The sequence below is a fragment of the Ruegeria sp. HKCCD7628 genome (assembly GCF_057221005.1).
The window spans coordinates 1-25867 of record NZ_JBWVBA010000017.1 but is presented as its reverse complement, the minus strand read 5'-3'; the positions used below and the strand labels follow the sequence as shown (position 1 = coordinate 25867).

20 protein-coding genes are annotated in these 25867 nt (G+C 57.3%); 12 read left to right on the top strand and 8 right to left on the bottom strand.

Annotated features, from left to right (window positions below; genetic code table 11):
- Window positions 1-4 precede the first annotated feature (4 nt).
- The 4 genes from AC2TAD_RS20980 (at window position 5) to amaB (ending at window position 5821) form a co-directional block, all read left to right on the top strand.
- Window positions 5-1714 (top strand): ABC transporter ATP-binding protein, encoded by a 1710-nt coding sequence (locus AC2TAD_RS20980; RefSeq protein WP_480870260.1) that lies wholly within the window; start codon window positions 5-7, stop codon window positions 1712-1714.
- Between the two features lie 196 nt (window positions 1715-1910).
- The gene (locus AC2TAD_RS20975; protein ID WP_480870257.1) at window positions 1911-3086 is read left to right on the top strand and encodes a 2-aminoethylphosphonate--pyruvate transaminase; all 1176 of its coding nucleotides are present in this window, start codon (window positions 1911-1913) and stop codon (window positions 3084-3086) included.
- Between the two features lie 113 nt (window positions 3087-3199).
- Window positions 3200-4306: a saccharopine dehydrogenase family protein gene (locus AC2TAD_RS20970; RefSeq protein ID WP_480870254.1), complete on the top strand. Its 1107-nt coding sequence runs from the start codon at window positions 3200-3202 to the stop codon at window positions 4304-4306.
- Between the two features lie 18 nt (window positions 4307-4324).
- Window positions 4325-5821, top strand: coding sequence for an L-piperidine-6-carboxylate dehydrogenase (amaB, locus tag AC2TAD_RS20965; protein ID WP_480870303.1), 1497 nt, complete (start codon window positions 4325-4327; stop codon window positions 5819-5821).
- Window positions 5822-5857: 36 nt separating this feature from the next.
- On the opposite strand, the gene AC2TAD_RS20960 is transcribed toward amaB, so the two are convergent.
- Complete coding sequence (locus tag AC2TAD_RS20960; protein WP_480870251.1) at window positions 5858-7435, bottom strand: DUF5928 domain-containing protein; 1578 nt, start codon at window positions 7433-7435, stop codon at window positions 5858-5860.
- A 130-nt stretch (window positions 7436-7565) separates the two neighbouring features.
- On the opposite strand from AC2TAD_RS20960, the gene AC2TAD_RS20955 reads away from it, so the two are divergent.
- Window positions 7566-8384, top strand: a complete 819-nt coding sequence (locus AC2TAD_RS20955; RefSeq protein ID WP_480870249.1) for a sulfotransferase family protein — start codon at window positions 7566-7568, stop codon at window positions 8382-8384.
- A 531-nt stretch (window positions 8385-8915) separates the two neighbouring features.
- On the opposite strand, the gene AC2TAD_RS20950 is transcribed toward AC2TAD_RS20955, so the two are convergent.
- The 4 genes from AC2TAD_RS20950 to AC2TAD_RS20935 all read right to left on the bottom strand — a co-directional run bounded on the left by AC2TAD_RS20950 (window position 8916) and on the right by AC2TAD_RS20935 (window position 14270).
- A complete protein-coding gene (locus tag AC2TAD_RS20950) occupies window positions 8916-9086 on the bottom strand; it encodes a hypothetical protein (RefSeq protein ID WP_170353852.1) in 171 nt (56 codons plus the stop codon).
- 82 nt (window positions 9087-9168) lie between these two features.
- The gene (locus tag AC2TAD_RS20945) at window positions 9169-12261 is read right to left on the bottom strand and encodes an efflux RND transporter permease subunit (protein ID WP_480870247.1); all 3093 of its coding nucleotides are present in this window, start codon (window positions 12259-12261) and stop codon (window positions 9169-9171) included.
- The gene (locus AC2TAD_RS20940) at window positions 12261-13358 is read right to left on the bottom strand and encodes an efflux RND transporter periplasmic adaptor subunit (protein ID WP_480870245.1); all 1098 of its coding nucleotides are present in this window, start codon (window positions 13356-13358) and stop codon (window positions 12261-12263) included. The genes AC2TAD_RS20945 and AC2TAD_RS20940 overlap by 1 nt, the downstream gene beginning before the upstream one ends.
- Before the next feature lie 507 nt (window positions 13359-13865).
- A complete protein-coding gene (locus AC2TAD_RS20935; protein WP_170353847.1) occupies window positions 13866-14270 on the bottom strand; it encodes an RrF2 family transcriptional regulator in 405 nt (134 codons plus the stop codon).
- Window positions 14271-14374: 104 nt separating this feature from the next.
- Here AC2TAD_RS20935 and AC2TAD_RS20930 point away from each other — a divergent pair, with 104 nt between their 5' ends.
- Genes AC2TAD_RS20930 through AC2TAD_RS20920 form a run of 3 tightly spaced genes read left to right on the top strand, consistent with a single transcriptional unit; the run spans window position 14375 to window position 16400 of the window.
- Window positions 14375-15589, top strand: a complete 1215-nt coding sequence (locus tag AC2TAD_RS20930; RefSeq protein ID WP_480870242.1) for a GTP-binding protein — start codon at window positions 14375-14377, stop codon at window positions 15587-15589.
- Window positions 15586-16221 (top strand): DUF1826 domain-containing protein, encoded by a 636-nt coding sequence (locus AC2TAD_RS20925; RefSeq protein WP_480870239.1) that lies wholly within the window; start codon window positions 15586-15588, stop codon window positions 16219-16221. The genes AC2TAD_RS20930 and AC2TAD_RS20925 overlap by 4 nt, the downstream gene beginning before the upstream one ends.
- The gene (locus tag AC2TAD_RS20920; RefSeq protein ID WP_480870236.1) at window positions 16218-16400 is read left to right on the top strand and encodes a DUF6525 family protein; all 183 of its coding nucleotides are present in this window, start codon (window positions 16218-16220) and stop codon (window positions 16398-16400) included. Before AC2TAD_RS20925 ends, AC2TAD_RS20920 begins: the two co-directional genes overlap by 4 nt.
- 211 nt (window positions 16401-16611) lie before the next feature.
- Here AC2TAD_RS20920 and ilvD read toward each other — a convergent pair whose 3' ends face one another.
- The gene (gene ilvD / locus AC2TAD_RS20915; protein ID WP_480870234.1) at window positions 16612-18444 is read right to left on the bottom strand and encodes a dihydroxy-acid dehydratase; all 1833 of its coding nucleotides are present in this window, start codon (window positions 18442-18444) and stop codon (window positions 16612-16614) included.
- 108 nt (window positions 18445-18552) lie between these two features.
- On the opposite strand from ilvD, the gene AC2TAD_RS20910 reads away from it, so the two are divergent.
- The 3 genes from AC2TAD_RS20910 (at window position 18553) to AC2TAD_RS20900 (ending at window position 21219) form a co-directional block, all read left to right on the top strand.
- The gene (locus AC2TAD_RS20910) at window positions 18553-19098 is read left to right on the top strand and encodes a helix-turn-helix domain-containing protein (RefSeq protein WP_170353838.1); all 546 of its coding nucleotides are present in this window, start codon (window positions 18553-18555) and stop codon (window positions 19096-19098) included.
- 82 nt (window positions 19099-19180) lie between these two features.
- A complete protein-coding gene (gene sseA / locus AC2TAD_RS20905) occupies window positions 19181-20035 on the top strand; it encodes a 3-mercaptopyruvate sulfurtransferase (RefSeq protein ID WP_480870230.1) in 855 nt (284 codons plus the stop codon).
- Complete coding sequence (locus tag AC2TAD_RS20900) at window positions 20035-21219, top strand: amino acid aminotransferase (protein ID WP_480870227.1); 1185 nt, start codon at window positions 20035-20037, stop codon at window positions 21217-21219. The genes sseA and AC2TAD_RS20900 overlap by 1 nt, the downstream gene beginning before the upstream one ends.
- Before the next feature lie 119 nt (window positions 21220-21338).
- Here the strand turns inward: AC2TAD_RS20900 and AC2TAD_RS20895 are convergent, their stop codons facing one another.
- A complete protein-coding gene (locus AC2TAD_RS20895) occupies window positions 21339-22643 on the bottom strand; it encodes an ammonium transporter (protein ID WP_170353832.1) in 1305 nt (434 codons plus the stop codon).
- A 32-nt stretch (window positions 22644-22675) separates the two neighbouring features.
- Complete coding sequence (locus AC2TAD_RS20890) at window positions 22676-23014, bottom strand: P-II family nitrogen regulator (protein WP_058273036.1); 339 nt, start codon at window positions 23012-23014, stop codon at window positions 22676-22678.
- Window positions 23015-23272: 258 nt separating this feature from the next.
- On the opposite strand from AC2TAD_RS20890, the gene AC2TAD_RS20885 reads away from it, so the two are divergent.
- Window positions 23273-25459, top strand: coding sequence for a transglycosylase domain-containing protein (locus AC2TAD_RS20885; protein WP_480870223.1), 2187 nt, complete (start codon window positions 23273-23275; stop codon window positions 25457-25459).
- Window positions 25460-25867: the final 408 nt, after the last annotated feature.

Sequence of the window (25867 nt, the reverse complement as noted above, 5' to 3'; positions counted from 1 at the left end):
TTTTATGAGCCTTCTGACGATCAATGACCTTACGGTCGAATTCCCGACCCGCCGCAAACTGTTCACTGCCGTGGACCATGTGGACCTGTCGGTGGAGCCCGGCGAAATCCACGGTCTTGTGGGCGAATCCGGGGCCGGTAAATCCACCATCGGTGCAGCCATCATGGGCCTGCTGGATCGCCCCGGCCGTATTGCCAGCGGCACCATCCGGCTGAGCGGTGATCAGATCAGCGGTCTGGACGCCGACGCGATGCGCGGGCTGCGCGGCAAAAAGATCTCGATGATCTTTCAGGATCCGCTGACCTCGCTGAACCCGCTGTTCACGGTGCGCGAGCAACTGGTCGAGACCATTCAGGCGCATCTGGGTGGTTCGGATAGTGAGGCCAACAAACGCGCCCGCGATCTGATTGACCGGGTAGGTATCCCTGACCCTGATACACGGCTGGACCAGTACCCGCACCAGTTCTCGGGCGGGATGCGGCAGCGTGTGGTGATCGCCTTGGCGTTGTGCACCGAGCCGGACGTGATCATCGCGGATGAACCGACCACGGCGCTGGATGTATCCGTTCAGGCGCAGATTCTGGACCTGATCAAGGAACTGGCGACCGAGCGTCAGGTGGGCGTTATCCTGATCACCCACGACATGGGTGTGATTGCCGACACCACCGACAAAGTGACGGTGATGTATGCGGGTAAAGTGGTCGAAAGCGGCCCTACGTCTCAGGTCATGGGCCAGCCGACCCACGAATACACCAAGTCCCTGATCGCCGCCGTACCGCGCCCAACACTCAAACTGCATCGCTTTCCGCAAATCAGCTATGGCGGGCGCGAGACCCGCTTTGCGATCGAAGACATGGCCCGCCACTGGCCCAAGGTGGACAATGACACCAGCAAGCCGGTGTTTGAAATCCGTAACCTGACCAAGAAGTTCCTGCAAAAGCGCGGACTTCTGCCGTGGGACCGCACCTATTTCACCGCTGTTGACGATGTCAGCTTTGATATCCGCGCGGGCGAGGTGTTTGGCGTGGTTGGTGAATCCGGTTCGGGCAAGTCCACCGTCGCGCGGATGATTGCCGGGCTTTACCCTGTTGATGGCGGCACGATCACCTTCGAAGGGCAGACGGTCAGCGATCTGACCAACAAGGCCGCGCTGGATGCCTATCGCAAGAACATCCAGATGATCTTTCAGGACCCGTATTCCTCTCTCAACCCCCGAATGCGGGTGGATGAGATCGTGGCCGAGCCGATCCGCCATCACAAGCTGATGGACGGTGCTGACATCAAGCGCCGTGTGGATGAATTGCTGGATCAGGTTGGGCTGGGTCATGAGGCTGGGCTGAAGTATCCGCATGAATTCTCGGGCGGTCAGCGTCAGCGGATTTCCATTGCCCGCGCGCTTGCCACGCAGCCGCGCTTCCTGATCTGTGACGAACCAACCAGCGCGCTGGACGTGTCTATTCAGGCCCAAATCCTGAACATTCTGAAGGATTTGCAGGAGCATCTGGGTCTGACCCTGCTGTTCATCAGTCATGACCTGCCGGTCGTGCGCCAGATGTGCGACCGAGTTGCCGTGATGAAACAGGGCAAGGTGGTAGAACTGCAAGAGACCAACGATCTGTTTGCCAATCCGCAGACTGAATATGCAAGCGAACTGCTGCGGCTGATGCCCAAACTGGACGATCTGTCCACCGAAGGGCTGAGCCCCGAGGCATGAACACCACAATCCGACCCACCCGGTACATCAGACCCTGAAGGGTTTGTCGTGCCGCGGGGAGGTGTCGTGATAATAAATCACATGTCAGATTTCTGACAGCGGGCATGTCATACAAAAAAGCTATGATGCATATCCTAAAGAAGTAAATCTCAATACAGTGACCGGGCCAAACCGCTTTTCAAAAAGGCCGTGCCCGATGACTTCCTTGCCCCGCCCGCAACTTGGTGAGCCTTACTTGCTGACACCAGGTCCTCTGACGACCTCATATACCGTGAAACAAGCGATGCTGCGCGACTGGGGTAGCTGGGATAGCGACTTCCGCGCCATGACAGCCGAACTGCGCGCGCGGCTGCTGAGCCTGCTGGGCGACGGGCACGAGGCATATGATTGTGTTCCGATGCAGGGCTCGGGCAGTTTCGCGGTCGAGGCGATGCTGACCTCTTTCATCCCGCAAGATGGCAAGGCGCTGGTGCTGGCCAACGGGGCTTATGGCAAACGGGCGGCGCAGACGCTGGACTATGCCGGGCGGGCCTGTGTTGTGTCGGACAAGGGCGATTATCTGCCGCCGCGTGGGGTCGAAGTGGCACAAATTCTGGCTGATGATCCGGCGATCACCCATGTGGTTGCAATCCATTGCGAGACCAGCTCAGGTATCCTGAACCCTCTGCACGAGATTTCACAGGCCGCCGAAGCGGCGGGCCGCAAGCTGTTGATCGACAGTATGTCGGCTTTTGGTGCGATCCCGCTGTCCCCCAGCGAATATACGTTCGAGGCGATGGTTTCCTCGGCCAATAAATGTATCGAAGGCGTACCGGGTTTTGGTTTTGTGTTGGCCCGCAAAACGGCGCTGGCCTCGGCCAAGGGGAATTGCCCCTCGCTCAGTCTCGACCTGTACGCGCAATGGGACGCGATGGAGAAAACCGGCCAGTGGCGCTTTACCCCACCGACTCATGTGGTTGCCGCCTTTCTGCAAGCATTGAACGAACACGCAGCCGAGGGTGGCGTGGCCGGGCGCGGCGCGCGTTACGCAGAGAACCGCGATGTGATGGTCGCGGGGATGCGCGCGCTGGGGTTTGAAACCCTGCTGCCGGATGCGTGGTTGTCGCCCATCATCGTGACATTCTTTTGCCCTGCCGATCCGCGTTTCGAATTTACGCGGTTCTATGATCTGATGAAGGAACAAGGCTTTATCATCTATCCCGGCAAACTGACCCAGGTGGACAGTTTCCGCATCGGCTGCATTGGCCGCATGGATGCCGAGGTCATGCGCGCTGTTGTGGCGGCAGCGGATCATGCGCTGAAACAGATGGGGGTGCGTAGCGCCGCACCGCCTGCAGCGGCAATCGCATCACGGATGGCGCAAGTCGGATAAATGACGGAAAAACCGTCGAAATGACGGAATAATCGATAATTTCGTCAAGATTGCCCCTGCGGACCGAACAGCCGTGCCTTCATACTTTCCCAAAACGAAAGAGGAGGCGCGTTTTGAGCTGGAATATTTGTGTCATCGGAGCAGGCAAGATCGGTCAGATGATCGCTGCCTTGTTGAAATCATCATCCAACTACTCGGTCACCGTGGCCGACCGCGATCTGGCCGCGTTGTCGGGATTGAACCGGCAAGGTATTTCCACACGGCAGATTGACGTCACCGATGCGGTGCACCTGACCAAGGCGTTGGATGGGTTCGATGCGGTGATCTCGGCCGCGCCTTTCTTTCTGACGCCGCAGATTGCCAAGGCGGCCAAGGATGCCGGCGCGCATTACTTTGACCTGACCGAGGATGTGGCCGCCACCAATGCCGTGCGTGATCTGGCGGAAGGCAGCAGAACCGCCTTCATGCCGCAATGTGGACTGGCACCGGGTTTTGTCGGCATCGCCGGGGCGGCGCTGGCGGCCGAGTTCTATACGCTGGACAGCCTGCATATGCGGGTAGGGGCGTTGCCTCTGTTCCCGACCAACGCGCTGAAATACAACCTGACATGGTCCACCGACGGGCTGATTAACGAATACTGCAACCCTTGCGATGCGATTGTGAACGGCGCACGGGTCAAGACCGCCCCGCTGGAGGATTACGAGCGGATCGGCCATGATGGGGTGGAGTATGAGTGTTTCAACACCTCGGGTGGCTTGGGCACATTGCCCGAAACGTTGGAGGGCAAGGCGCGCGCAGTGTCCTATCGCTCGATCCGGTATCCCGGCCATTGCGATATTCTGAAGCTGCTGCTCAAGGATCTGAGGCTGGAACGTCGGCGCGATCTGCTCAAGGATATTTTCGAGACCGCCCTTCCGCGCACGGATCAGGATGTGGTGCTGGTTTATTGCACTGCCAAAGGCCAGATCGACGGGGTACTGCGCGAGAAATCCCTGATCAACAAAAGCTATGCCCGCAAGATCAACGGACAGGTTTGGAGCGCCATTCAAGTCACCACTGCCGCCGGTGTTCTGGGTGTGGTCGATCTGATGCGCACCGGTGCGCTGCCTTCCAAGGGCTTTGTCCGGCAGGAACAAGTGGTCCTGTCCGATTTCCTAAACACCGAATTTGGCCAGCTGTACCGCGCTGGTGATGCAACCCAACAAAACAAGGCGGCCTGAGATATGAAAGACATCGTGATGACTGCGCAAACCACCCTCGCCAATCTGGACCTGACGGCCGCAGAACTGACCGGCGGCTCATTGGCCGTGCACTCGCCCATCGACGGCAGCCTGCTGGCCGAGGTGCATGAAACCCCGGCGGGCGACATTGAGACTGTGTTCGCAAACGCCAAAACGGCGTTCAAAGCCTGGCGCACCGTACCCGCCCCGCGCCGGGGTGAGTTGATCCGCCTTCTGGGCGAGGAACTGCGCGCCGCCAAGGATGATCTGGGCGCGCTGGTCAGTTGGGAGGCGGGCAAGATAACCTCCGAAGGGCTGGGCGAAGTGCAGGAGATGATCGACATCTGCGACTTTGCCGTGGGTCTGTCGCGGCAACTATACGGCCTGACGATTGCGTCCGAGCGCCCCGGCCACCGGATGATGGAGACATGGCACCCGGCGGGGCCAGTCGGCGTGATTTCGGCCTTCAACTTCCCGGTTGCGGTGTGGTCTTGGAACGCGGCGATTGCGCTGGTTTGCGGCGATACGGTGATCTGGAAGCCGTCCGAAAAAACACCACTGACCGCGATGGCCTGCCAGAAGATCTTTGAACGCGCGCTAGCCCGTTTCGGCGATGCGCCCGACCATCTGCTGCAAACGCTGATCGGCGGTGCTGCGCTGGGCGAGGCGCTGGTGGCCAGTGAGGATGTTCCAGTGATCTCGGCCACCGGCTCCACCCGCATGGGCCGCGCAGTGGCGCCTGTGGTGGCGCAGCGGTTCGGCAAGTGCATTCTGGAGCTGGGAGGCAACAATGCGATGATCGTCGGCCCTTCGGCCGATCTGGAAATGGCGGTGCGCGCAATTGTCTTCTCAGCCGTGGGAACAGCCGGTCAACGCTGCACCACGCTGCGCCGCCTGATCGTACATAACTCAATCCGCGAGGAACTGGTGGGCCGCCTGAAGAAAGCCTATGCCGGTCTGCCTATCGGTAACCCGCTGACTGTGGGCACGCTGATTGGCCCGCTGGTCGATGAGGCCTCGGGCGCGGCCATGACGGCCGCGCTGAAGGCCGCCGAGGCCGAAGGCGGCGCAGTTTTCGGCGGTCAGCGCGTCACCGAGGGCGTGCCGGATGGCGTCTATATGCAGCCCGCCATTGTCGAGATGCCTGGCCAGACGGCCACCGTAAAGACCGAGACCTTTGCGCCGATCCTCTATGTGATGGGCTATGATGATTTCGATAACGCCATCGAGATTCAGAACGACGTGCCACAAGGTCTGTCGTCCTGCGTATTCACCCTGAACATGCGCGAAGCGGAACAGTTTCTGACCGCGGCCGGATCGGATTGCGGTATCGCCAACGTCAATATCGGTCCGTCTGGGGCCGAGATCGGCGGAGCCTTTGGTGGAGAAAAAGAAACCGGCGGTGGGCGCGAAAGCGGCTCGGACGCCTGGAAAGCCTATATGCGGCGGCAGACCAATACGGTGAATTACTCGGCTGAATTGCCTCTGGCACAGGGCGTGAAGTTCGACATCTGAACAAGCAGCCCGGCGGCGCAAAACAGCGCCGCCGGATCAATCCGCGAAAAGGTAATCCAGCTGCATGATCGCTTGCGCCTTTTCTTTCGATACACGCAGAAACCGGGCAACCGCAGCCTCGTTCTCGGCCCGCGAATTTGTCTCGCGCAAGCGTGTGTATTCATCAAGTGCGGCGTTTCTGATCAATTCAGATTCATAGGCCAAGGCATTGCGCAGCGTTGGAACTAATGGCGCAACAGTGTCCGCAGGACTATCCACCCCGGCCAATCCGACACGTCGGGCATGACCGATCAGGTAGTCGTCAGAATACTGACATTCTATCTCTAACACGTGGGTTTTGGCTTGATCGGCGCAGAAATCCTTGATGATGTCCAGGTTGGCCGGATCGACGCACAAGACCAGAGCATCACTTTCAAAGTTTTCAAACAGCATCCGCACGACGGCACGCCGGTGGCGCGACCGTTTCAACAATGTTGTTTCTATACCGCCCAAGTCGGGTAATTGGGTATCATCTTCGTTGAACAGGTATTCGACGCAAGGAACATCCGTTTCCGAGGCGATTTGGTCGACAAGGCGCTTGGCGACATGCCACTTTTTGCAAACGACCACGAACAGCTCGCGCTCGGACCCCAGAGTATTGCTGGCTTCCCAGAAGCGTTGCCCATGTCGACGCCCGACACGGCCACGTCCTGTCAGAAAGCTATAGAGGTTGCGCCCTTCGTTCGAGATCGGGAAATCAACGCCCTTGGTTGCATAAAGTCGGCCCAAACGTTCTTTCAACTCGTGAGCCTCGGGGCTGATTTTGCGGGCGAACAGGTAATCCTGACCCAACAACATGTCATAGTGATCGTTGTAAAACGTCACGGGCATCCCGTAGTCCGAGAACATCAGGAAAGTGGGGGTGCGGTTGTCGATCTCTTCTTTTGGCACAAGATGGCGCACAAGCGTTTGAAAAAACGTCTCGTCCGGAATCCAGGTGGTTGAGAAAAACCGTTTCACGTCCGGCCTCTTGCGCAGGAAATCCAGGATCATCTCGATCGTGCGGCGGCGCAGGCACCACCATTGGCTGCCGATCATCACCTGAATATCCGCCGGAACCTCGCGGGTCAGGCCAAAGCGTTTCTGCAATTCGTATGAGGTATAGAAGGGCCAGCTTTGCGTGCGTTCGTTGAAGAAATGGCGATAGATCAGCCGGTCTTCCTTCATCCCGGTTTTGATCCAATTGCTTTCGAAGAAATCGTGGCATTCCACGATATCCATGTCCTGCTCGGCCAGAAAACGGTGCGTGTATTCCGCAGTCTTGATGGCCATGCAATCGCCGGACAGCATGTAGAAATGCGTGGCCCGGGGAAACGCATGCACCGCAGCCTGCAAGGCGTACAGTGTCGCTTGAACCAGGGACCATTCCCCCCAACCGCACTTGATCCGCTTGCCGGCAAAGGTCACATTCGGATTGTCTTTCAGCGCATCCTGTATGCGTTGAAACGCCACCGCATCGGCGCGGGCATCAAAGTGTATAGACATACAGTCACCGGCCGCAGTCAGCTGTTCGGCCTGCGCTATGATTGCGTCCGGATCTTTATGACACAGAAGGATATAGGCAATGCGCGCCATGTTGGTTCATTGTTTCCCATTTTCGCCCGGTGCCACCCGTGATACTGAGGATGAACGATTGAATAAACAGAATATTTTTGGTTTTTTGCAATGAAATGCGAGTGCGGCAAACCGCATAGGAGGCTTGCAGATGGGTTTTCCCGGAACATGGATGACCGAGAGTGAAAGCATGGTGTACCGTGTGGTACCGAAATGCGCCTGCTCGACCATCGGGCAGATCATGTACTATTCGGATCACGGTCAGTTTTTTGAAGGTGACATCCATGACGCCAAGGATGGGATGCACAAATGGGCTTTTGACGGCAGTCAGGGGCCGATCTCGGACAATGTCAGGTCGCATGCGTCTTATGCGTTCACATGCGTGCGCAATCCATACACCCGGATTCTAAGTTCGTTTTTTGACAAGATATGCGGGATTCAGCGCAACGGAAAACGGTATCGCGGGAACCTGGTACCGACGCTGATCTACAATTACGGGATCGAGGTTGGCGGTGATGACGGAAAGGGTGAGTTCGACCAGATCGCCAGTTTCCGCCGGTTTCTGCTGTTTGCGCGTGATACGATCCGTTGGCGCAGGCCGATGGATCCCGATATTCACTGGTCGGCTATGTCAGGTCATGTCTCGACCTTTATCGTCAACGGCGGGCGATACGACCAGATTTTCTGGACCGAAGCGTTCAATGACGGAATGCAGGACGTTCTGAACCATCTGGACACGCCGCACAGTGTGGACCTGTCCCAGATCCCGCGCTTCAACGAGTCCGAAGGTCACGGCCCCAAGCGCGCCCACCCGGTCGAGGATTACTTCGACGATCTGTCGATGCATCTGGTCTATGAAATCTACAAACAGGATTTCGAGCTGTTCAAATATGATTTCGAGAACCCTGCGAACAAAATGCCAATCGGCGAGATTGATCTGGACGAGGTTCACGCCAAACTGGGCGATTGAGGGGCCGCAGGCGCCCCCGGGCAGAGATGCATTTGTCTAAGGCATGATTTGCTTATGAGCGTCTGCTTTGAGTCCACTTTGATCTACGCTTTGCATTGGAAAAGCGGAGGCAATGCGCAGAAAGCGGACTTCTCGCAGTTAGGCGAATACCTCCGTGCGGATAGCCATTCGGGCATTGGTGAAGGTCTGAAAAGCAACCACAGCAGGCCAAACAGATTGCGCTTAAACTTATGGAAATCTGCTAACTGGTATCTCTAATTGCGACTTGTTGACCGCAAGGAGGAGAGCACACCGACTTCTAGTCGCGTCTATGCTGCTATGCGCGAGGTTTCGTTTGTTGGACTCAAGTTTGACAGGCGCTTTCGCAGCGGCAATATTCTCAGGAGGCGCTGGTGAAAATCGGCCACTAGCACAGGAAATCCATCTTTTTCTCGGCGCAGCAAAAAGACAGAGAATCCAGTAAGCCTCGTTCTCGGATAAACTGACGTTTCGTGCAACTAGCGACGCGTCTTCAAAAATGCCATAGCAAGCTCACTTCGGTGTTTCGCCAAAGAAACCTCCAAAATATGCGCTCATTGCCAACAACACACCAACCAGTATCACTATCACAAGCAGTGCCCCGCTACCTTTGGCAAAATATCCCAATGAAACTAAGCCAACCACGAAGATGCCGACTAGAAAGTAGAGTACCGTATTGTCCATCTTTACCCCCGAATGAGTTGTCTAAACTCAACAACTACATGCTCCACAAAAAACGATCCAAAGACCGTTAAAAAAGGTGACGTCAAACCGCTTTCGGTGACTGTCGAATGCCGCTCAGCGTGGCGAACAAGACCGGGACCAGAATCATTGTGAGCATCGTACCCACCGTCAAACCGCCCATGATCGTGACAGCAAGACCGACCCAAAACACGTCTGGGAGTAGCGGTATCACACCCAAAACGGTAGTGGCGGCGGCCAGTACGACGGGGCGAAGTCTTGAGGCCCCGGCATTCAAAACGGCGTCATAGCCCGGCTGACCTTCGGCCAAGTTATCGTTGATCTGATCGATCAGAACGATTGCGTTTTTGATCATCATGCCCGCCAGGCTCATGCCCCCGAGCAATGCAACGAACCCAAACGGTGTATTTGTCAGAAGTAGGCTCGGAACAATACCTATCAGCACAAAAGGTACAGTCAGGAAAATGACCAACGGTCTGCGGTATGAGTTAAATAGCCCAACGACAATCAGTGCCATGATCGAAAACGCGGGGATCATACCCGGAATCAAAGACGCTTGCGCGGACACTGTGTCCTCGTGCTCTCCACCCCATTCCATGCTGTAGCCCGGTGGCAAGTCAGCCTCCAAAGCTTCGAATTCGGCAAGAACTGCGGCGCGATAACTCGGCAGAGTTACGCTATCGATTGGATTGGCTTGCACAGTCAGAACACGGCGCCGGTCGCGACGATTGATCGTTGGATCTTCCGGCTGAATATTCACGCCGCGTACAACCTGTGCCAATGGGACAGGCTCAACAGAAAACGGTGACTGAAGTTGCAACAGTTCAAAGTTGTCGACGGCTGCCACATCTTCTGCACCAGGCCGAACGATGATTGGCAGCAACTCGTCACCTTCGCGGTAGAGGCCGACCGAACGCCCGTCAAATGCACGTTTTGTTGTGTTTCCAAGATCTTCATACGTGATACCGGTCCACCGTGCTCGGTCCTGGTCATAGTCTGGGACAGTTTTCAGGACACGGTTGCGCCAATCGGTGCGCGCCACTTTCGTCCATTGATGCTGATCCAGTATCGCAACTGCTCTGTCACCAATTTCGCGCAGAGTCTCAGGATCAGCATCCGATGGGCCAATGATGCGGTTCTCGAATGCCCAGGTGTTGCTGGGTCCCACACCGAATTGACGTGTGAAAGAGGTCGCCTCAGGCATGTTGGCTGATATCCAAAGCGATATCTCTTTGGTCATCTCGGGAATGTCGCGGTAATCCTCGACATTCACAATGACTTGCGCGTAGGACGGGTTGGTTCCCTCGGGGTCGACTGGCAGGTAGAAACGGGGCGGGCCAGCTCCGATAAAGCTGGCGATGCCGGTCACACGATCGTCCATTTCAACCTTTTCTTCGATCCGTGAGATCGCTTCTGACACGGCTTCAATCCGAGTTCCCTCGGGCGCGTAATAGTCGATCATGTATTTGGTCATCGACGAGGTCGGGAAGAACAGCTGCGTGACAGAGCCAAAACCAACCCCGGCAATGACCAAAGCACCCAAAGCCACCCCGATCGTCAGATAACGCACGCGGATCGCCGCAGCTAGAAAGCGGCGGTAAATCGCATAGAAACCGGTGTCAAAGGTCTCGCTTGCTCCACCTTTTGGCTCCGGTAGCATGGCAACGCATTGCAGTGGCGTAACCGTCATCGACAGCAACCAACTGACCAGCAGCGCGATCCCGACAACTGAGAAGAGTGTTCGGCAGTACTCCCCTGCGCTCTCGACAGATGCAAAGATCGGGTAGAAAGCCATGACCGCGACAAACGTGGCCCCAAGCAACGACATGGCGGGACGCGTTGCGGCCTCAATCGCGGCCTTTGCTCGGTCCATTCCTTGCGACATCCGTACCATCGCGCCGTCCGCGACGACGATCGAGTTATCTACCATCATGCCGAGCGCAATGATCAATGCACCCAAGGACATGCGCTGAAGATCTATGCCAAGTGCTGCCAAGGGTATGAAGGTGGCAAGGATTGTTAGAATCAGCCCACTGCCGATGATGATCCCCATCCGAACACCCATCGCCAAAGTTAAAACGACCAGGACAATTGCGACGGCTTGGGCAAGGCTCACCAGAAAACTGCTGACCGCAAGGTTTACGTCATCGGATTGCCAATGAACCCGTTCAACCTCGATGCCCATCGGCAGGCTTGCGATCAGTTCTGATACTCTCGCATCTACCGCCTCACCAACACTGACAACGTTGACCCCAGACTGGAAGGATATGGCCAACCCAATAGATGAAAGGCCATTATAGCGCATCATAGTTATCGGTGGGTCAATGTAGCCTTCTTTAACCTCAACGATGTCGCCCAGCCTTAGCAACTCTGGCCCACGACGTTGACCGCTTTGAGCCTGATCCAGACCACTCGGTCGGACGACTAGATCTGCTATGTCAGTTGGGCTTGTGAAGGTTCCGCTGGGCGCAATGCGCATGCGGTAGTCACCGACGTTTACCTGCCCTGCATCCACGATCGCATTCTGGGTCTGTAACGTGTTGAGAATTGTCTGAGCCGAGACTCCCAATGCGGCCAAGGCTTCTTCCCGTGTTTCCAGATAAATGACCCTGTCGCGTTCGCCCCAAAGATCGACGCGGCCGACACCGTCGATTAACGAGAGCTCTCGCTTGAAATCTTCGGCATACCCATCAAGCTCCTGAGCGGAGAACCCATCGGACGTCATCGCCAGCAGTAGACCGAAGACATCACCGAAATCATCGTTGATGGCAGGACGACCCGCGCCAGGGGGCAGGTCTGTTTCCACGTCTCTGACTTTCCGACGTAGTGTGTCCCAGATTTGCGGTAGCTGGTCCGACCAATAGTTCGGGCGAATTTCGACTTTAATCGTCGACACACCCGCCCTGCTTTCGCTCGAGATGTAATCAATCTCCTTAATTTCCTGGAGTTTCAGCTCGATACGTTCTGTGATCTCTTGCTCAACTTCTTCAGGGCTGGCGCCGGGATAGAGGGTGGTCACAACCGCAGTTTTGATAGTGAACTCGGGGTCTTCTAGCTGCCCCAGACTAAAGAAAGCCGAAATGCCGCCCAACGTAAGCATGACTACCGTGAACCAAACGAATTTAGCGTTGCGGATGGAGAACGCCGCGAGACCCATTACTCTGTATCCTCGGAAAGTCGTGAAACTTTTTGGCCTTCTCGCAAAGAGTTCGCTCCGGCAGTGACGACCACATCACCAAATTCCAGACCTTCACTAACGGCCACCCCTTGTGACCGGGGCGTGCCAAGCGAAACCTTCCTTGCCGTTACGGTTTCTGAGCTGGCATCGAATACCCAGACATGCGGATATGTTTCCCCTTCAGGCACGAAAACCGCGCTGGCAGGAACCATGATCGCATCGAATGGTTCGTGCCCCTCCTTTGGCTGGCCACGGACGCGCCCAGCCATACCGGGAAGAACAAGTGCGTCTTCCGGTTGATCCATAATCAACGTGACAGGGAAGGTTCGGGTCGTCGCCGAAGCCTCGGATCCAATCTCGCTGATTTCCGCCGGTAGAACCACATCCCCCAGAGCATCAAAAGTAACGGTGATGTCTTCAATGTGGGGGATCAGGGCGATGTATCGTTCGGGGATATCGATCACCACTTCGATGCGTTCGGCATCCAAAATGCGCAGCACCGGAGTCTGAGCGGCGACTTCTTCGAAATCTTCAATGTATTTGCCGACAACACGGCCATCGAACGGTGCCGCCAAACTCGTATAGGTTAAATCCAGAGTGGCTCTGTCCAGAGCGCCTTGAACAGAATTGATGGCCGCCTGAGCGGATGTCTCGCCAGCGATAAATCGGTCAAGTGTCGCCTGAGCTGCAACGTCCTTTTCGACCAACGATCGTTGCCGATCTGTTTGCAACTTGGCGTTCTCAAACGTTGCCTGTGCGCTTGCTAGTTCGGCGGTAAGCCGGTCTACTTCGGCCTGGTATGGGGCTGGATCCAAGGCTGCCATAATGGCACCCTTCGTTACAAGGTCGCCAACCTGAACATCGACGCCAACAACATTGCCCGGTACGCGAAAGGCCAATGAGACTTCGCGCGCGGCCCTGGCTGTTCCGACAAAATATCGGTCATGCAAACTGGAGAGGTCGGAAATCTCGATGGCTCTGACAGGTCGAATAAGTGTTTGGGTCGCATCTTCTTCCTTCTCCCAGCAGCCGGTAAGCAACACGAAGGCAAATAGCCAACCAAAAATTCTCTTCATATCCCTCTCCCGTGCCTTCCGCGTTCCTTACTTCGTCGCTGTGAAGGTGGCCTAACTTGCGGATTTTGCGCCTAAAGCTGTTACAATTGTACGCGCTTACCAAACAAAGTCAAAAATACGAATTAGTTAAAGTGAGGCGGAGAGAAACCCGAGCACTTCTTGTCAAACTGAAAAGACAACTTCGTAATACGTCGTCGTCTCGGTACTGCTGTTTGTCTTATCGGCAGCTCAGAAGGCCGTTTTTCGAGTTAGTGTAGCTGCGTTAAAAGGTAAACGCGCGGAGGTTACACTGTGAATGAGCAAAGCCGAGGCGGTCGTCCGGACCAACGTGTGGAGCGGAAATGTCCGCTTTCTTGCGAACCGCTGCCATTGCTTACTTATTAGCTAATGGCAGCTTTGTCTGCAGAACCGTCATTCTGCCCAGGCGCGGCAAATGTCTGCTCCGAGCCTAAACCAAACGATGCTGCACGCTAACCAAACGGTTGCTCTGTGCGGATCTATGCCAGATCAGGCATCCCGCACTTCGGAAATCGATGTTTCGCTAAGCTTCTGGATAAGGCTCTGTTCGATTTCCTCAAGGACACCGGATACGCGTTTTTGCAACGCGTGCTCGACGGAACATGCAGGGGCTTCGCTGATCTCGTCAGAAGCGACCAAACGCTCATCAAGGGCAAGGTAGACATCGGCCAGGGAAATTTCTTGCGGTTTGCGGGCCAGGCGCCAACCGCCTGCGTGACCCTTCTCCGAGGTCAGCAGACCCGCCTCTCGCAGCCTTCCTAGCACGCGGCGGACCACAACAGGATTGGTGCCCGCGTGATCTGCGATGTCGGACGACGTCCGCACGCGGTCCGGCTCTCCGGCCATATGGCTGAGTGTATGCAGAGCAAGCGACAGGCGAGAGTTTCGTTTCATGTGCGGTTTTTCTCCAAACGGATCATACACGTAACTTTTGTAGTTTCATTAGTCTAGTAACTGCGTAAGTTGCGAGAAATATCACATCAGCTTTGGAGCGGTTTATGTCAGATGAACGTCTTCCGGTCACGGTGCTTTCCGGCTTTCTGGGTGCAGGAAGAACAACCCTTCTCAACCGGGTTCTCAATAATCGGGACGGAAGACGAGTCGCGGTTATCGTCAACGATATGTCGGAAGTGAACATTGATGCGGACCTGGTCCGGGCCGATACCGAGCTTAGTCGAACGGACGAGACGCTGGTGGAGATTTCAAACGGTTGCATTTGCTGCACCCTGCGTGATGACCTGCTTGACGAAGTGTGCCGCTTCGCCACAGAGGGGCGCTTTGACTATCTTCTGATCGAATCCACCGGGATATCCGAACCACTGCCCGTCGCCGCCACTTTCGATTTCAGAGATGAATTCGGGGAGAGCCTGTCAGATGTGGCTCGGCTCGATACCATGGTCACGGTGGTTGATGCCGTGAACCTTCTGAACGACTACGGCAGCCACGATTTCCTGAGCGATCGCGGCGAAACCATGGGCGAAGAGGACGTACGCACCCTCGTGCATCTGCTGACAGATCAGATTGAGTTTGCCGATGTTGTCATCTTGAACAAGGTCAATGATGCAGGCCCCGAAAAGGTCGACGGGGCGCGCAAGATAATCCGAAGCCTCAATGCCGATGCGGAAATCACCGAAACCAACCAATCGCAGGTTGCAGCTGAAAAGATCCTCGATACAGGTCTTTTCGATTTCGAGCAGGCACATGAACATCCGATGTGGGCAAAGGAGCTGTATGGTTTTGCTGACCATGTGCCTGAGACAGAGGAATATGGTGTGGCCTCCTACGTTTACCGTGCAAAGGCTCCGTTTATCCCTGAAAAAATTCTTGCAGCCTTGAACGATGACATGCCGGGCGTCATCCGGGCTAAAGGTCATTTCTGGATCGCAACCCGACCAGAATGGGTGGCGGAATTTTCGTTGGCTGGATCGTTGTCGAGCATCAAGCCCATTGGAACCTGGTGGGCGAACGTGCCCAAAGATCGCTGGCCCGACCATGTCGCGGCATCTGGCTACATGAAACAACATTGGGCAAAGCCTTGGGGAGACCGGCGGCAGGAACTGGTTTTCATCGGTGCCGGTATTAACTGGACCGCTCTGACGGCAAAACTGGATGGCTGCCTTGTTCCGACAGTCGTGGCAAGCGGACCAGACGCCTTGTCGCTTGACCTGCCCGATCCGTTTCCGGGGTGGCGTCGTGTTGAGGATGCAGCATGAATTTTGCCCGGAAGAACATCAAGGATGCCGCCATTGGTGTCGGTATCGCAGATGATCCAACGGCCTTGAGCACGTTCCTGAAGCCCGGCTGTGCCGCTGCGATCTGGCGTCGGCAAACGCCGCCAGAGGTGCAATCCTGGTTGGATGGCGTTGACGTCGAAACTCTGCCTCGCGCTCGGGTTATCCTTCCGGCGCATGCAGTCGGTGAAACGGTCCAGCACCTCTTTGACATGGCCAATTTACCCGCCGGGGCGGAACGCGACTGGCTTCAGGCGGATATCGCTGGGCTGGCCGACATGTTCTCAGACTTGATGATCGCCAGTTTCCTGCGACTGCGGTTGGACGTCGTAACAACCAACGCCTGTCGCAGGTTTCACATCGACGCCATCACTGCACGGCTTGTGTGCACCTATCGAGGCACCGGAACGCAATACGGAATATCGACCGACGGTACTGAACCGGAACGTGTGTTCACGGTTCAAACCGGCTCACCCATCCTCTTGCGCGGAACGCTTTGGCCTGCCGAGACACCTTCGGGTTTGCTACATCGATCGCCGCCCATCGAGGGAACAGGCGAAACCCGGCTCGTCCTCGTTCTCGACCCCGTGGCCGATCAGGAAGACGAAATATGAGCGGCAATCTTGAACAAAGTAGCCTCCGCCGCAAACGTCGGACTGGTGATCCCATGTCAGCCTATGATGGCCTGCCAGCGCCTCTGAGACTGTGTTTGTCAGAAGCTGCCTTACCCTGGTCTCACGTATCTGCACGCCGTTTGTGGTCGAAATCGTGCGCCAAGGGCCTGACAGAATAAGAAACGCAGGCGTCGCTGAACGTGGCCGAGGCTAAAACGCTTGCCCGAGATCGGTATTCGACACTCTTTGATTTCAATACGCAAAACTGAAAAGTTTTACGAAAAATTGCCATTGGTGAAGCCGCAGCGAAAGCGCGGTTTTGTCCGCATGAAAGAACAAAAAACGGCCCACCCTAAAGGTGGGCCGCTTTTTTCTTGAGCGGTGTCTAACTCAAACCTGGCGCACAGCCCCTTTGGCCGCGCTTGTGGTCAGCTTGGCATAGGCTTTCAGCGCCGTGGAGACTTTGCGTTTGCGCGGTGCGGCGGGCTCCCAGCCCTTTTCATCCTGCTCGGCGCGGCGGGTAGCCAGTTCTTCGTCCGAGATTGCCAGATGGATCGAGCGTTTGGGGATGTCGATCTCGATCTTGTCACCCTGGCGCACCAGACCGATAACACCGCCCTCGGCCGCCTCAGGCGAGACGTGGCCAATCGACAGACCCGAGGTGCCGCCCGAGAACCGACCGTCGGTCAGCAGCGCGCAGGCTTTGCCCAGACCTTTGGATTTCAGGTATGAGGTCGGGTACAGCATTTCCTGCATCCCCGGACCACCGCGCGGACCTTCGTAGCGGATGACGACCACGTCGCCCTCTTTCACCTTGCCGGTCAGGATGTCGTTCACCGCCTGATCTTGGCTTTCGCAGACATAGGCCGAGCCGGTGAACGTCAGGCTGGCCGGGTCCACACCGGCGGTTTTCACAATACAGCCGTCGCGCGCGATATTGCCGAACAGAACGGCCAGACCGCCATCCTGACTGAACGCGTGCTCCTTGGACCGGATCACGCCACCTTCGCGGTCGGTGTCCAGTTCTTTGTACCGGTTGGACTGGCTGAATGCCTGCGTTGTGCGCACTCCACCGGGGGCCGCTTTGAACAGGTCTTGCGCCTTGGGGTTGTTGGCCACCTTGATGTCCCAGTTGGCAATCGCTTCGCCCATGGTGCCGGAATGTACAGTGCTGCAACCTTCGTGCAGTAGACCGGCGCGGCTGAGCTCGCCGAGGATCGAGAAGATGCCACCGGCGCGGTGAACGTCTTCCATATGCACATTCTCGGTATTGGGTGCGACTTTGCACAGACACGGCACTTTCCGGCTGAGCCGATCCATGTCGGACATGTCGAAATCCACGCCGCCCTCATGCGCGATGGCCAGCAGGTGCAGCACGGTGTTGGTCGAGCCACCCATGGCGATGTCCAGCGACATGGCGTTTTCGAACGCATCAAACGTGGCGATTTCGCGGGGCAGGAAGCCTTTTTCGTCGAGATCATAGTGGCGCTTGGTGATCTCGACGATGCGGCGACCGGCTTCAAGGAACAGCTCTTTGCGATCCGAGTGGGTGGCCAGCGTGGACCCGTTGCCCGGCAGTGCCAGACCCAGCGCCTCGGCCAGACAGTTCATCGAGTTCGCTGTGAACATGCCCGAGCACGACCCGCAGGTGGGGCAGGCATTTTCCTCGATATGCTGGACCTGCTCGTCGGTGAACCGGTCGTCGGCGGCAGCAACCATTGCATCCACAAGGTCGATTTTCTTGGCGTCCAGATCGGCGATGTCGATCTTGCCCGCCTCCATCGGCCCGCCCGAAACAAAGATCGCAGGGATGTTCAGGCGCATGGCGGCCATCAGCATACCTGGCGTGATCTTGTCACAGTTCGAGATACAGACCATCGCGTCGGCGCAATGTGCATTGACCATGTATTCTACCGAATCCGCGATTACCTCGCGCGAGGGCAGCGAATACAGCATCCCGTCATGGCCCATGGCGATGCCATCATCCACTGCGATCGTGTTGAACTCTTTGGCGACGCCACCGGCCTTTTCAACCTCGCGCGCGACCATCTGGCCAAGGTCTTTCAGGTGGACGTGACCGGGCACAAATTGCGTGAACGAGTTGACGATGGCGATGATTGGCTTGCCGAAATCGTCATCCCCCATGCCGGTTGCGCGCCACAGGCCGCGGGCGCCGGCCATGTTGCGGCCATGAGTAGAGGTTCTGGATCGGTATAGTGGCATGACGCTGTGTCCCTATTGCCTCGGGTTGCATGTCTTGGGGTTCGTACGTTATAGCGCACGTACCACATGTGCGCTATAACGCACAAGAGGATTCGAAAGACGAACGACATGGCACAGGACGACATTACGCTGAAACTACGGGATGTGCGCGCAGCCTCTGGGCTGAGCCTGTCCAAGGTGGCCGAGATGACAGGCGTCAGCAAAGCCATGCTGGGCCAGATCGAGCGCGGCGAATCCAGCCCGACCATTGCGACCCTTTGGAAGATCGCCAAAGGGTTTCAGTTGCCGCTCAGCGCGCTGATAGGATCGTCGGTGTTGCGTGACCCTACGGATGAAAGCCTCTTTCGAACCGTGACTTTCCCCGGCAGCATCGAGGTCAAGATCGTCTTTCCCTATGATCCTGTTCTGGGTGCCGAGACCTTTCATGTCGATCTGGCCCCAAATCAGAGCCACGAATCCGCCGCCCACGCCGCGGGCGTTACCGAAGAGGTGTTCGTGCTGAACGGATCGCTAGAGATTCTGCGCGATGGCGAATGGGTGCCTTTGCAATCCGGGCAAGGGCTGCGCTTTGCCGCCGATCTGCCCCATGGCTATCGCGCTGGACCGCAGGGTGCCGCGTTTCTGAACATGCACCACTATGGTCAGGCCGGTTAAGCGGTCCGCTGCTCCCATCCAGCCTTGAACCTGCACCCCTGCGCGTATAGGGAAAACCCAAGCTCGCTTAGGGGAGGCTTTGATGCAGGACGATCCGAAAACCCTCGTTTCTACCGAATGGCTTGCGGCCCATATGAAAGACCCGGACCTGCGGGTTCTGGATGGGTCATGGTATCTGCCTGCGCAGAACCGCGATGCCAAGGCCGAATATGACGCGGCCCATATCCCCGGTGCCCGGTTCTTTGATATTGATGAAATCTCCGACCGCCGCTCGGACCTGCCGCATATGGCGCCCCCGGTTGAAAAGTTCATGTCGCGGATGCGGGCGATGGGTGTCGGCGACGGGCATCAGGTCGTGGTCTATGACGGTGCCGGGCTGATGTCGGCGGCACGGGTCTGGTGGCTGTTCCGTCTGATGGGGCAAGAGAACGTGGCCGTGCTGGACGGTGGCTTTCCCAAATGGCAGGCCGAGGGCCGCGAGATCGAAGACCTGCCCCCCGTGATCCGTGACCGCCACATGACTGTGCGCGTGCAGAACCATCTGGTGCGGGACGTGACGCAGGTCTCGGCCGCTGCCAAGCTGAATGACCACGAAATCATCGACGCACGCGCGGCTGCGCGCTTTGCAGGCACTGCGCCCGAACCGCGCGAGGGGCTGCGCTCGGGCCACATCCCGGGTTCGCACAACGTACCTTTTGGCGAATTATTGAACAAAAAAGGCACTATGAAATCGCCCGAGGATTGCCGCGCCGTGTTCGAGGCCGCAGGCGTTGATCTGACAAAACCCGCGATCACCACTTGCGGGTCGGGCGTGACCGCCGCGATCCTTAGCCTGGCGCTGGAACGCTTGGGCAAGAAAGACCATTCGCTTTATGACGGCTCCTGGGCTGAATGGGGTGCCTTCCCGACCCTGCCCGTCGCAACCGGAGAGAACTGATGTTCGAGAACCTCAAACCGCAGCCCGCCGATAAAATCCTGGCGCTGATGCAGATGTACCGCGAAGACCCGCGCGATCAAAAGATCGACTTGGGTGTGGGCGTCTACAAGAATGCCGAAGGCGTGACCCCGGTGATGCGCGCCGTCAAGGCCGCCGAAAAGCGCATTCTGGAGGAACAGGAGAGCAAGGCTTACACGGGTCTGGCTGGTGATCCGGCCTATGCCGATGCGATGATTAACCTGATCCTCGGCGATGCCGTGCCGCGTGGCAACATCGCCGCCGTGGCGACCCCCGGCGGCACCGGTGCCTGTCGTCAGGCGTTCGAGATGATCCGCATGGCCAACCCCTCGGCCCGCGTCTTTGTGTCGAACCCAACATGGCCGAACCATCTGTCGATCCTGAACTATCTGGGGATGGAGACCGTTCCCTATCGGTACTTCGACGGTGAGACCCGTGGCGTTGATTTCGACGGTATGATTGCCGATCTGAAAACCGCCAAAGCAGGCGACGTCGTGCTGCTGCATGGCTGCTGCCACAACCCGACCGGGGCCAACCTGAACATGGTCCAGTGGCAAGAGGTTGTGAACGTTATCAACGAGCTGGGCCTCGTGGCGATGGTCGACATTGCCTATCAGGGCTTTGGTGACGGGCTTGAGGAAGACGCGCAGGCAACCCGTCTGGTAGCCTCATCCGTCAAGCGTTGCCTGATCGCGGCGTCCTGCTCGAAGAACTTCGGCGTTTATCGCGAACGGACTGGCTTGCTGATGGCGATCAGTGATGACGCAGCGCAAACGTCGCTGAACCAGTCGACGCTGGCCTTCCTGAACCGTCAGAACTATTCCTTCCCGCCCGACCACGGCGCGCGGGTTGTGACCACGATCCTGAATGACGATGCCCTGCGCGCCGACTGGGCGGCCGAGCTGGAAGAGGTCCGCCTGTCCATGCTGGGCCTGCGTCAGCAACTGGCCGATGAGCTGCAACGCCTGACCGGATCAGACCGCTTTGGTTTTATCGCCCAGCACCGCGGCATGTTCTCGCGTCTGGGCGCAGCACCTGAATTGGTCGAGCAACTGCGCAACGATCACGGGATCTATATGGTGGGAGACAGCCGTTTGAATATCGCTGGTCTGAACGCCAACACGGTGCCGATTCTGGCCAAGGCGATTGTCGACGTCGGCGTTTAAGCCTATCTGAATAATACATCAAAGCCGCGCCTTAGGGCGCGGCTTTTTTTCATGCCTGTATGATCCAAAGAAAAAGCCGGGCGCGAACGCCCGGCTTTGGTTTGGGTATCTCAGGGATATTAACCCTTCGAGAATTCCGGGTAGGCTTCCATGCCCAGCTCGGCCATGTCGAGACCGTTGATCTCGTCTTCTTCACTGACACGGATGCCAAGGGTGGTCTTCAGGATGACCCACAGGATCAGCGCGCCGACAAAGGTGAACACACCGTAAGCTGCGATGCCCAGCAGCTGAGTGCCCAACGAGGCTTCACCATAGAAGATCACGGCGATGGTGCCCCAGATACCGGCGAACAGGTGAACCGGGATCGCACCGACAACGTCGTCCAGCTTGAACTTGTCCAGCATCGGAACCGCGAAGACTACAATGACACCGCCCACGGCACCGATCCAAAGTGCACCGAACAGAGTCGGGGCCAGAGGTTCAGCCGTGATCGAGACCAGACCGGCCAGCGCGCCGTTGAGCACCATGGTCAGGTCAGGCTTTTTGTACAGCAGTTGCGTCAGGATCAGCGCCGCTACGGCACCGGATGCAGCGGCCATGTTGGTGTTGGCAAAGATGCGCGACACGTCGGAAACGTCACCCACGGTTCCCATTGCCAGCTGCGAGCCGCCGTTGAAGCCGAACCAACCCAGCCACAGGATGAACGTACCCAGGGTTGCCAGTGCCAGGTTCGAACCGGGCATCGGGTGGACTTTACCGTCTTTGTACTTGCCGATACGCGGGCCCAGAACGATCACGCCTGCCAGAGCGGCCCAGCCGCCGACCGAGTGTACAACGGTCGAACCAGCGAAGTCCGAGAAGCCAGCTTCAGACAGCCAGCCGCCGCCCCACTGCCACGAACCAGAGATCGGGTACAGGATGCCGGTCAGAACAACGACGAAGATCAGGAAGGGCCACAGCTTGATACGCTCGGCTACTGCACCTGACACGATCGAGGCCGTTGCGGCAACGAAGACCAGCTGGAAGAAGAAGTCCGATCCGATCGACGCATAATCCAGCGCCGCATCCGCAGACGCAATGCCAACCGGATCAAGAACGGTCTGACCACCAAGGGAGAAGAAGCCGTTAAAGTCGCCGGGATACATCGTGTTGAAGCCAACCAGCCAATACATGATCGCCGCAATCGAAAACAGCGCGATATTCTTGGTCATCTGCATCGCCACGTTCTTGGAGCGCACAAGGCCACCTTCCAACATGGCAAAGCCAGCCGCCATGAAGAAGACCAGGAAACCGGCCATCAGGAACAGCAGAGTGGTGAAGATATAGCCCACGTCCTCCATCGACGAAGGCGGGTCATTAGCGAAGGCAGCCGCAGGAAAGGCGACCAGCACAGCGGCTGTGGTGAGAATTCGGTTTAGTTTCATCTGATATCTGTCCTTTTACGGATGGGGGCGCCTTACAGCGCCTCTTCGTTCGTTTCCCCGGTCCGCACGCGCAGGGCCTGCTCGACATCAAGGACGAAAATCTTGCCGTCGCCGATCTTGCCGGTCTTGGCGGTTTTGGTGATGGTTTCGACGATCTGGTCGGCCATCGTGGCGGGCACCACGATTTCCAGCTTGATCTTAGGTACGAAGTTCACGGCGTATTCGGCGCCGCGGTAAATCTCGGTGTGACCGGACTGCGAGCCGAAGCCCTTGATTTCGGTCACCATCATGCCGCGCACACCGGCCTCGGTCAGTGCCTCGCGCACCTCCTCCAGCTTGAACGGCTTGATTGTCGCAATGATCAGTTTCACGTTGATCCCCTCTGCTTCCCGGTCTGTCCGGCTTGTTTGCACTCGCAGCAAAAAAGCCTGACTGGCCGCGTTTAGGAACGCCGAGAGCAGCCAAACGCTGGGGAAATTTGCGGCGAGGTGCACAATTTTTGCACAGAATGAGGACAACGCCTAAAAATTGTGCACAATAAGGAAGCGATTTACCTGAAATTCAGACCTCAACTTCATTGGTCGGGCAAGGTATGGTGGCTCAAAACGATAACCGGGCAGAGTTCGGAAATGACAGATTCCAGGCGTCGCAAATCCCCTTTGGTTGCGGACAAAAGATACCCGTCCAGGGGTCGTAAACCCAAGGCGACCAAGCGCACCGCGAAACCTGCGGGCAAGAAGGCTGTCGCACGCAAGACCACCACCCGAAAGTCCACCCGTAAGAAAACACGTAACAAATCAGGTGGCAAAGGGGGCGGATTTTTCCGCCGCCTGATCCGTTGGCTCTGGCGTATGGTCTGGGGCGTGACCTGGCGCGTGGGGGCCGTGTGCGCGCTGTTGCTCGCGTTGGCGATCGGTGTTGTCTACACCTCACTGCCTGATGTCGATTCGCTGTTGGACGGACGCGCGCGGGGTTCCGTGACGATGCTGGACCGCGAGGGTAAGGTCTTTGCATGGCGCGGCGACCAATTCGGCGGTGTGATCACAGCAGATACGGTTTCACCGCATCTGAAACACGCGGTCATCGCGACCGAGGATAAACGGTTCTACCGTCATTTCGGTGTCAGCCCCCGTGGTGTGGCAAGTGCCGTGCGTATCAACCTTAGCGAAGGACGGGGGCCGTTGTCGGGCCATGGGGGCTCGACCATCACGCAGCAGACGGCCAAGTTGCTGTGTCTGGGTGTGCCGTATGATCCCGCCGAGTGGGAGTCAGAGGCCGCATACGAGTCCGATTGCCGACAGGGTTCGCTCTGGCGCAAGGCAAATGAGGCCGTCTATGCGATGGCGATGGAGGTGAAATACTCCAAGGACGAGATTTTGACGATCTACCTCAACCGTGCTTTCCTTGGCGCTGGCGCCCGCGGGTTCGAAGCCGCCAGCCAGCGTTATTTCGGTATTTCAGCGGCCGAGGTTTCACCGTCCGAGGCGGCGATGCTGGCGGGCTTGCTGGTCGCCCCCACCCGCTATGCGCCGACCAACAACCTGCAACGATCGCAGGACCGGGCGCGGCTTGTCGTTGGGTTGATGGAGGATCAGGGATACCTGTCCACCGCGCAGGCCAGCGAGGCGCGCGCACGGCCGGCACAACTGTCCGAGGCCGCGGCTGCGCGCGCAGGCGGGTATTTCGCCGATTGGGTCATGGCCAGCGGACCCGAGTTCTTTACCCGAAACACCACTGAGGATGTGGTGATCCGCACGACTCTGGATCAGCGGCTGCAGAAGTCGGCGGAAGAAGCGTTGCAATATATCTTTCAGGAAAAGGTGCGTGAAGGATCCAAGGCTCAGGCCGCGATTGTCGTGATGTCGGCGGATGGTGCGGTGCGCGCGATGGTCGGCGGGCGCAAGACCCGAGTCTCGGGTGCGTTCAATCGCGCCACACAAGCACTGCGCCAGACCGGATCATCTTTCAAACCTTTCGTCTATGCGACTGCGCTTGAGCTGGGCTATTCGCCGCTGGATACGGTGATGGACGAACCCTACTGCATCGATATTCCCGGTTCGGGACCATGGTGTCCCAAGAACTATACCAACAAGTTCTATGGCCGGGTGACATTGGCAGACGCGCTGATGAACTCGCTGAATATCCCGGCGGTGAAGGTGGCCGAGATATCGGGGCTTGATAACGTACGCACTGTTGCCAGCGGTTTTGGCATCGCAAACGACCTGGCCGAGGGGCCAGCTCTGGCGCTGGGCGCGTCCGAGAGCACGCTGATCGAGATGACCGGCGCTTATGCGGGTATCCTGAACGGCGGTTCGTCGGTCGAGCCTTATGGCCTGACTGAACTGAAGCTATTGGGCGATGAAACGCCTGTCATGGTGACGACAACTGGTATCGGCGAACGTGTGATCAACGATAAGGCGGCCAAGCAGCTGACCTGGATGATGGAGCGTGTGGTGTCCGAAGGGACCGGCGGGCGCGCGAAACTGCCGGGCTGGCAGGTGGCAGGCAAAACAGGTACAACGCAGGCCGCTCGGGATGCGTGGTTTGTCGGCTTCACGGCGGACTACGTGGCTGGTGTATGGATGGGGTATGATGACAACACGCCACTGTCCGGCGTTACCGGAGGTGGTCTGCCCGCCGAGATATGGAAAGAAACAATGGTCCGCGTGACCGAGGGGATGACGCCCACACCGCTGCCGATGTTGGCACCGGACCCGCCCGTCAGGACCGCTCAGCCACAGCAACAGCGTCGTAAAAAGCAAACCGGTTTGGATCGGGCCATCAATAACCTGTTGAACAACATTTTCGGGAATTGACCGGCCAAAGAAAAAGGCGGCGCACCGGGCAAGGCCTTGTGGTAAAATGTTGATGGGAGGTCAAAGTGACCTCCCATTTCTGTTTCAAGGTTAAATCCGAAATTTTAACGCCATCCAGCTCACCCAAAATCAATGTTAATTCCGCTCTTTAGCTGGTTTTAGATCCGGTCCTTTGCCTGAACGGCTGCGTGTCCGAAATTCGCTTAGAGGGGGATTATGCACGAAGCCACACATGACCCGTCTAACACCAATCTAGCGACGCCGTTCCTGACATCCGACAAAAAGCGGTGGAACTGCTAAGTGTATTCGAGTGTTCGAAGATCGGATGAATAACAAAAGGTGCTGCGGGAGAACGATTAGTCTTTGTTCGATACTTTGTTGCTCTTGATTTCGTAAACATCCGCAGAT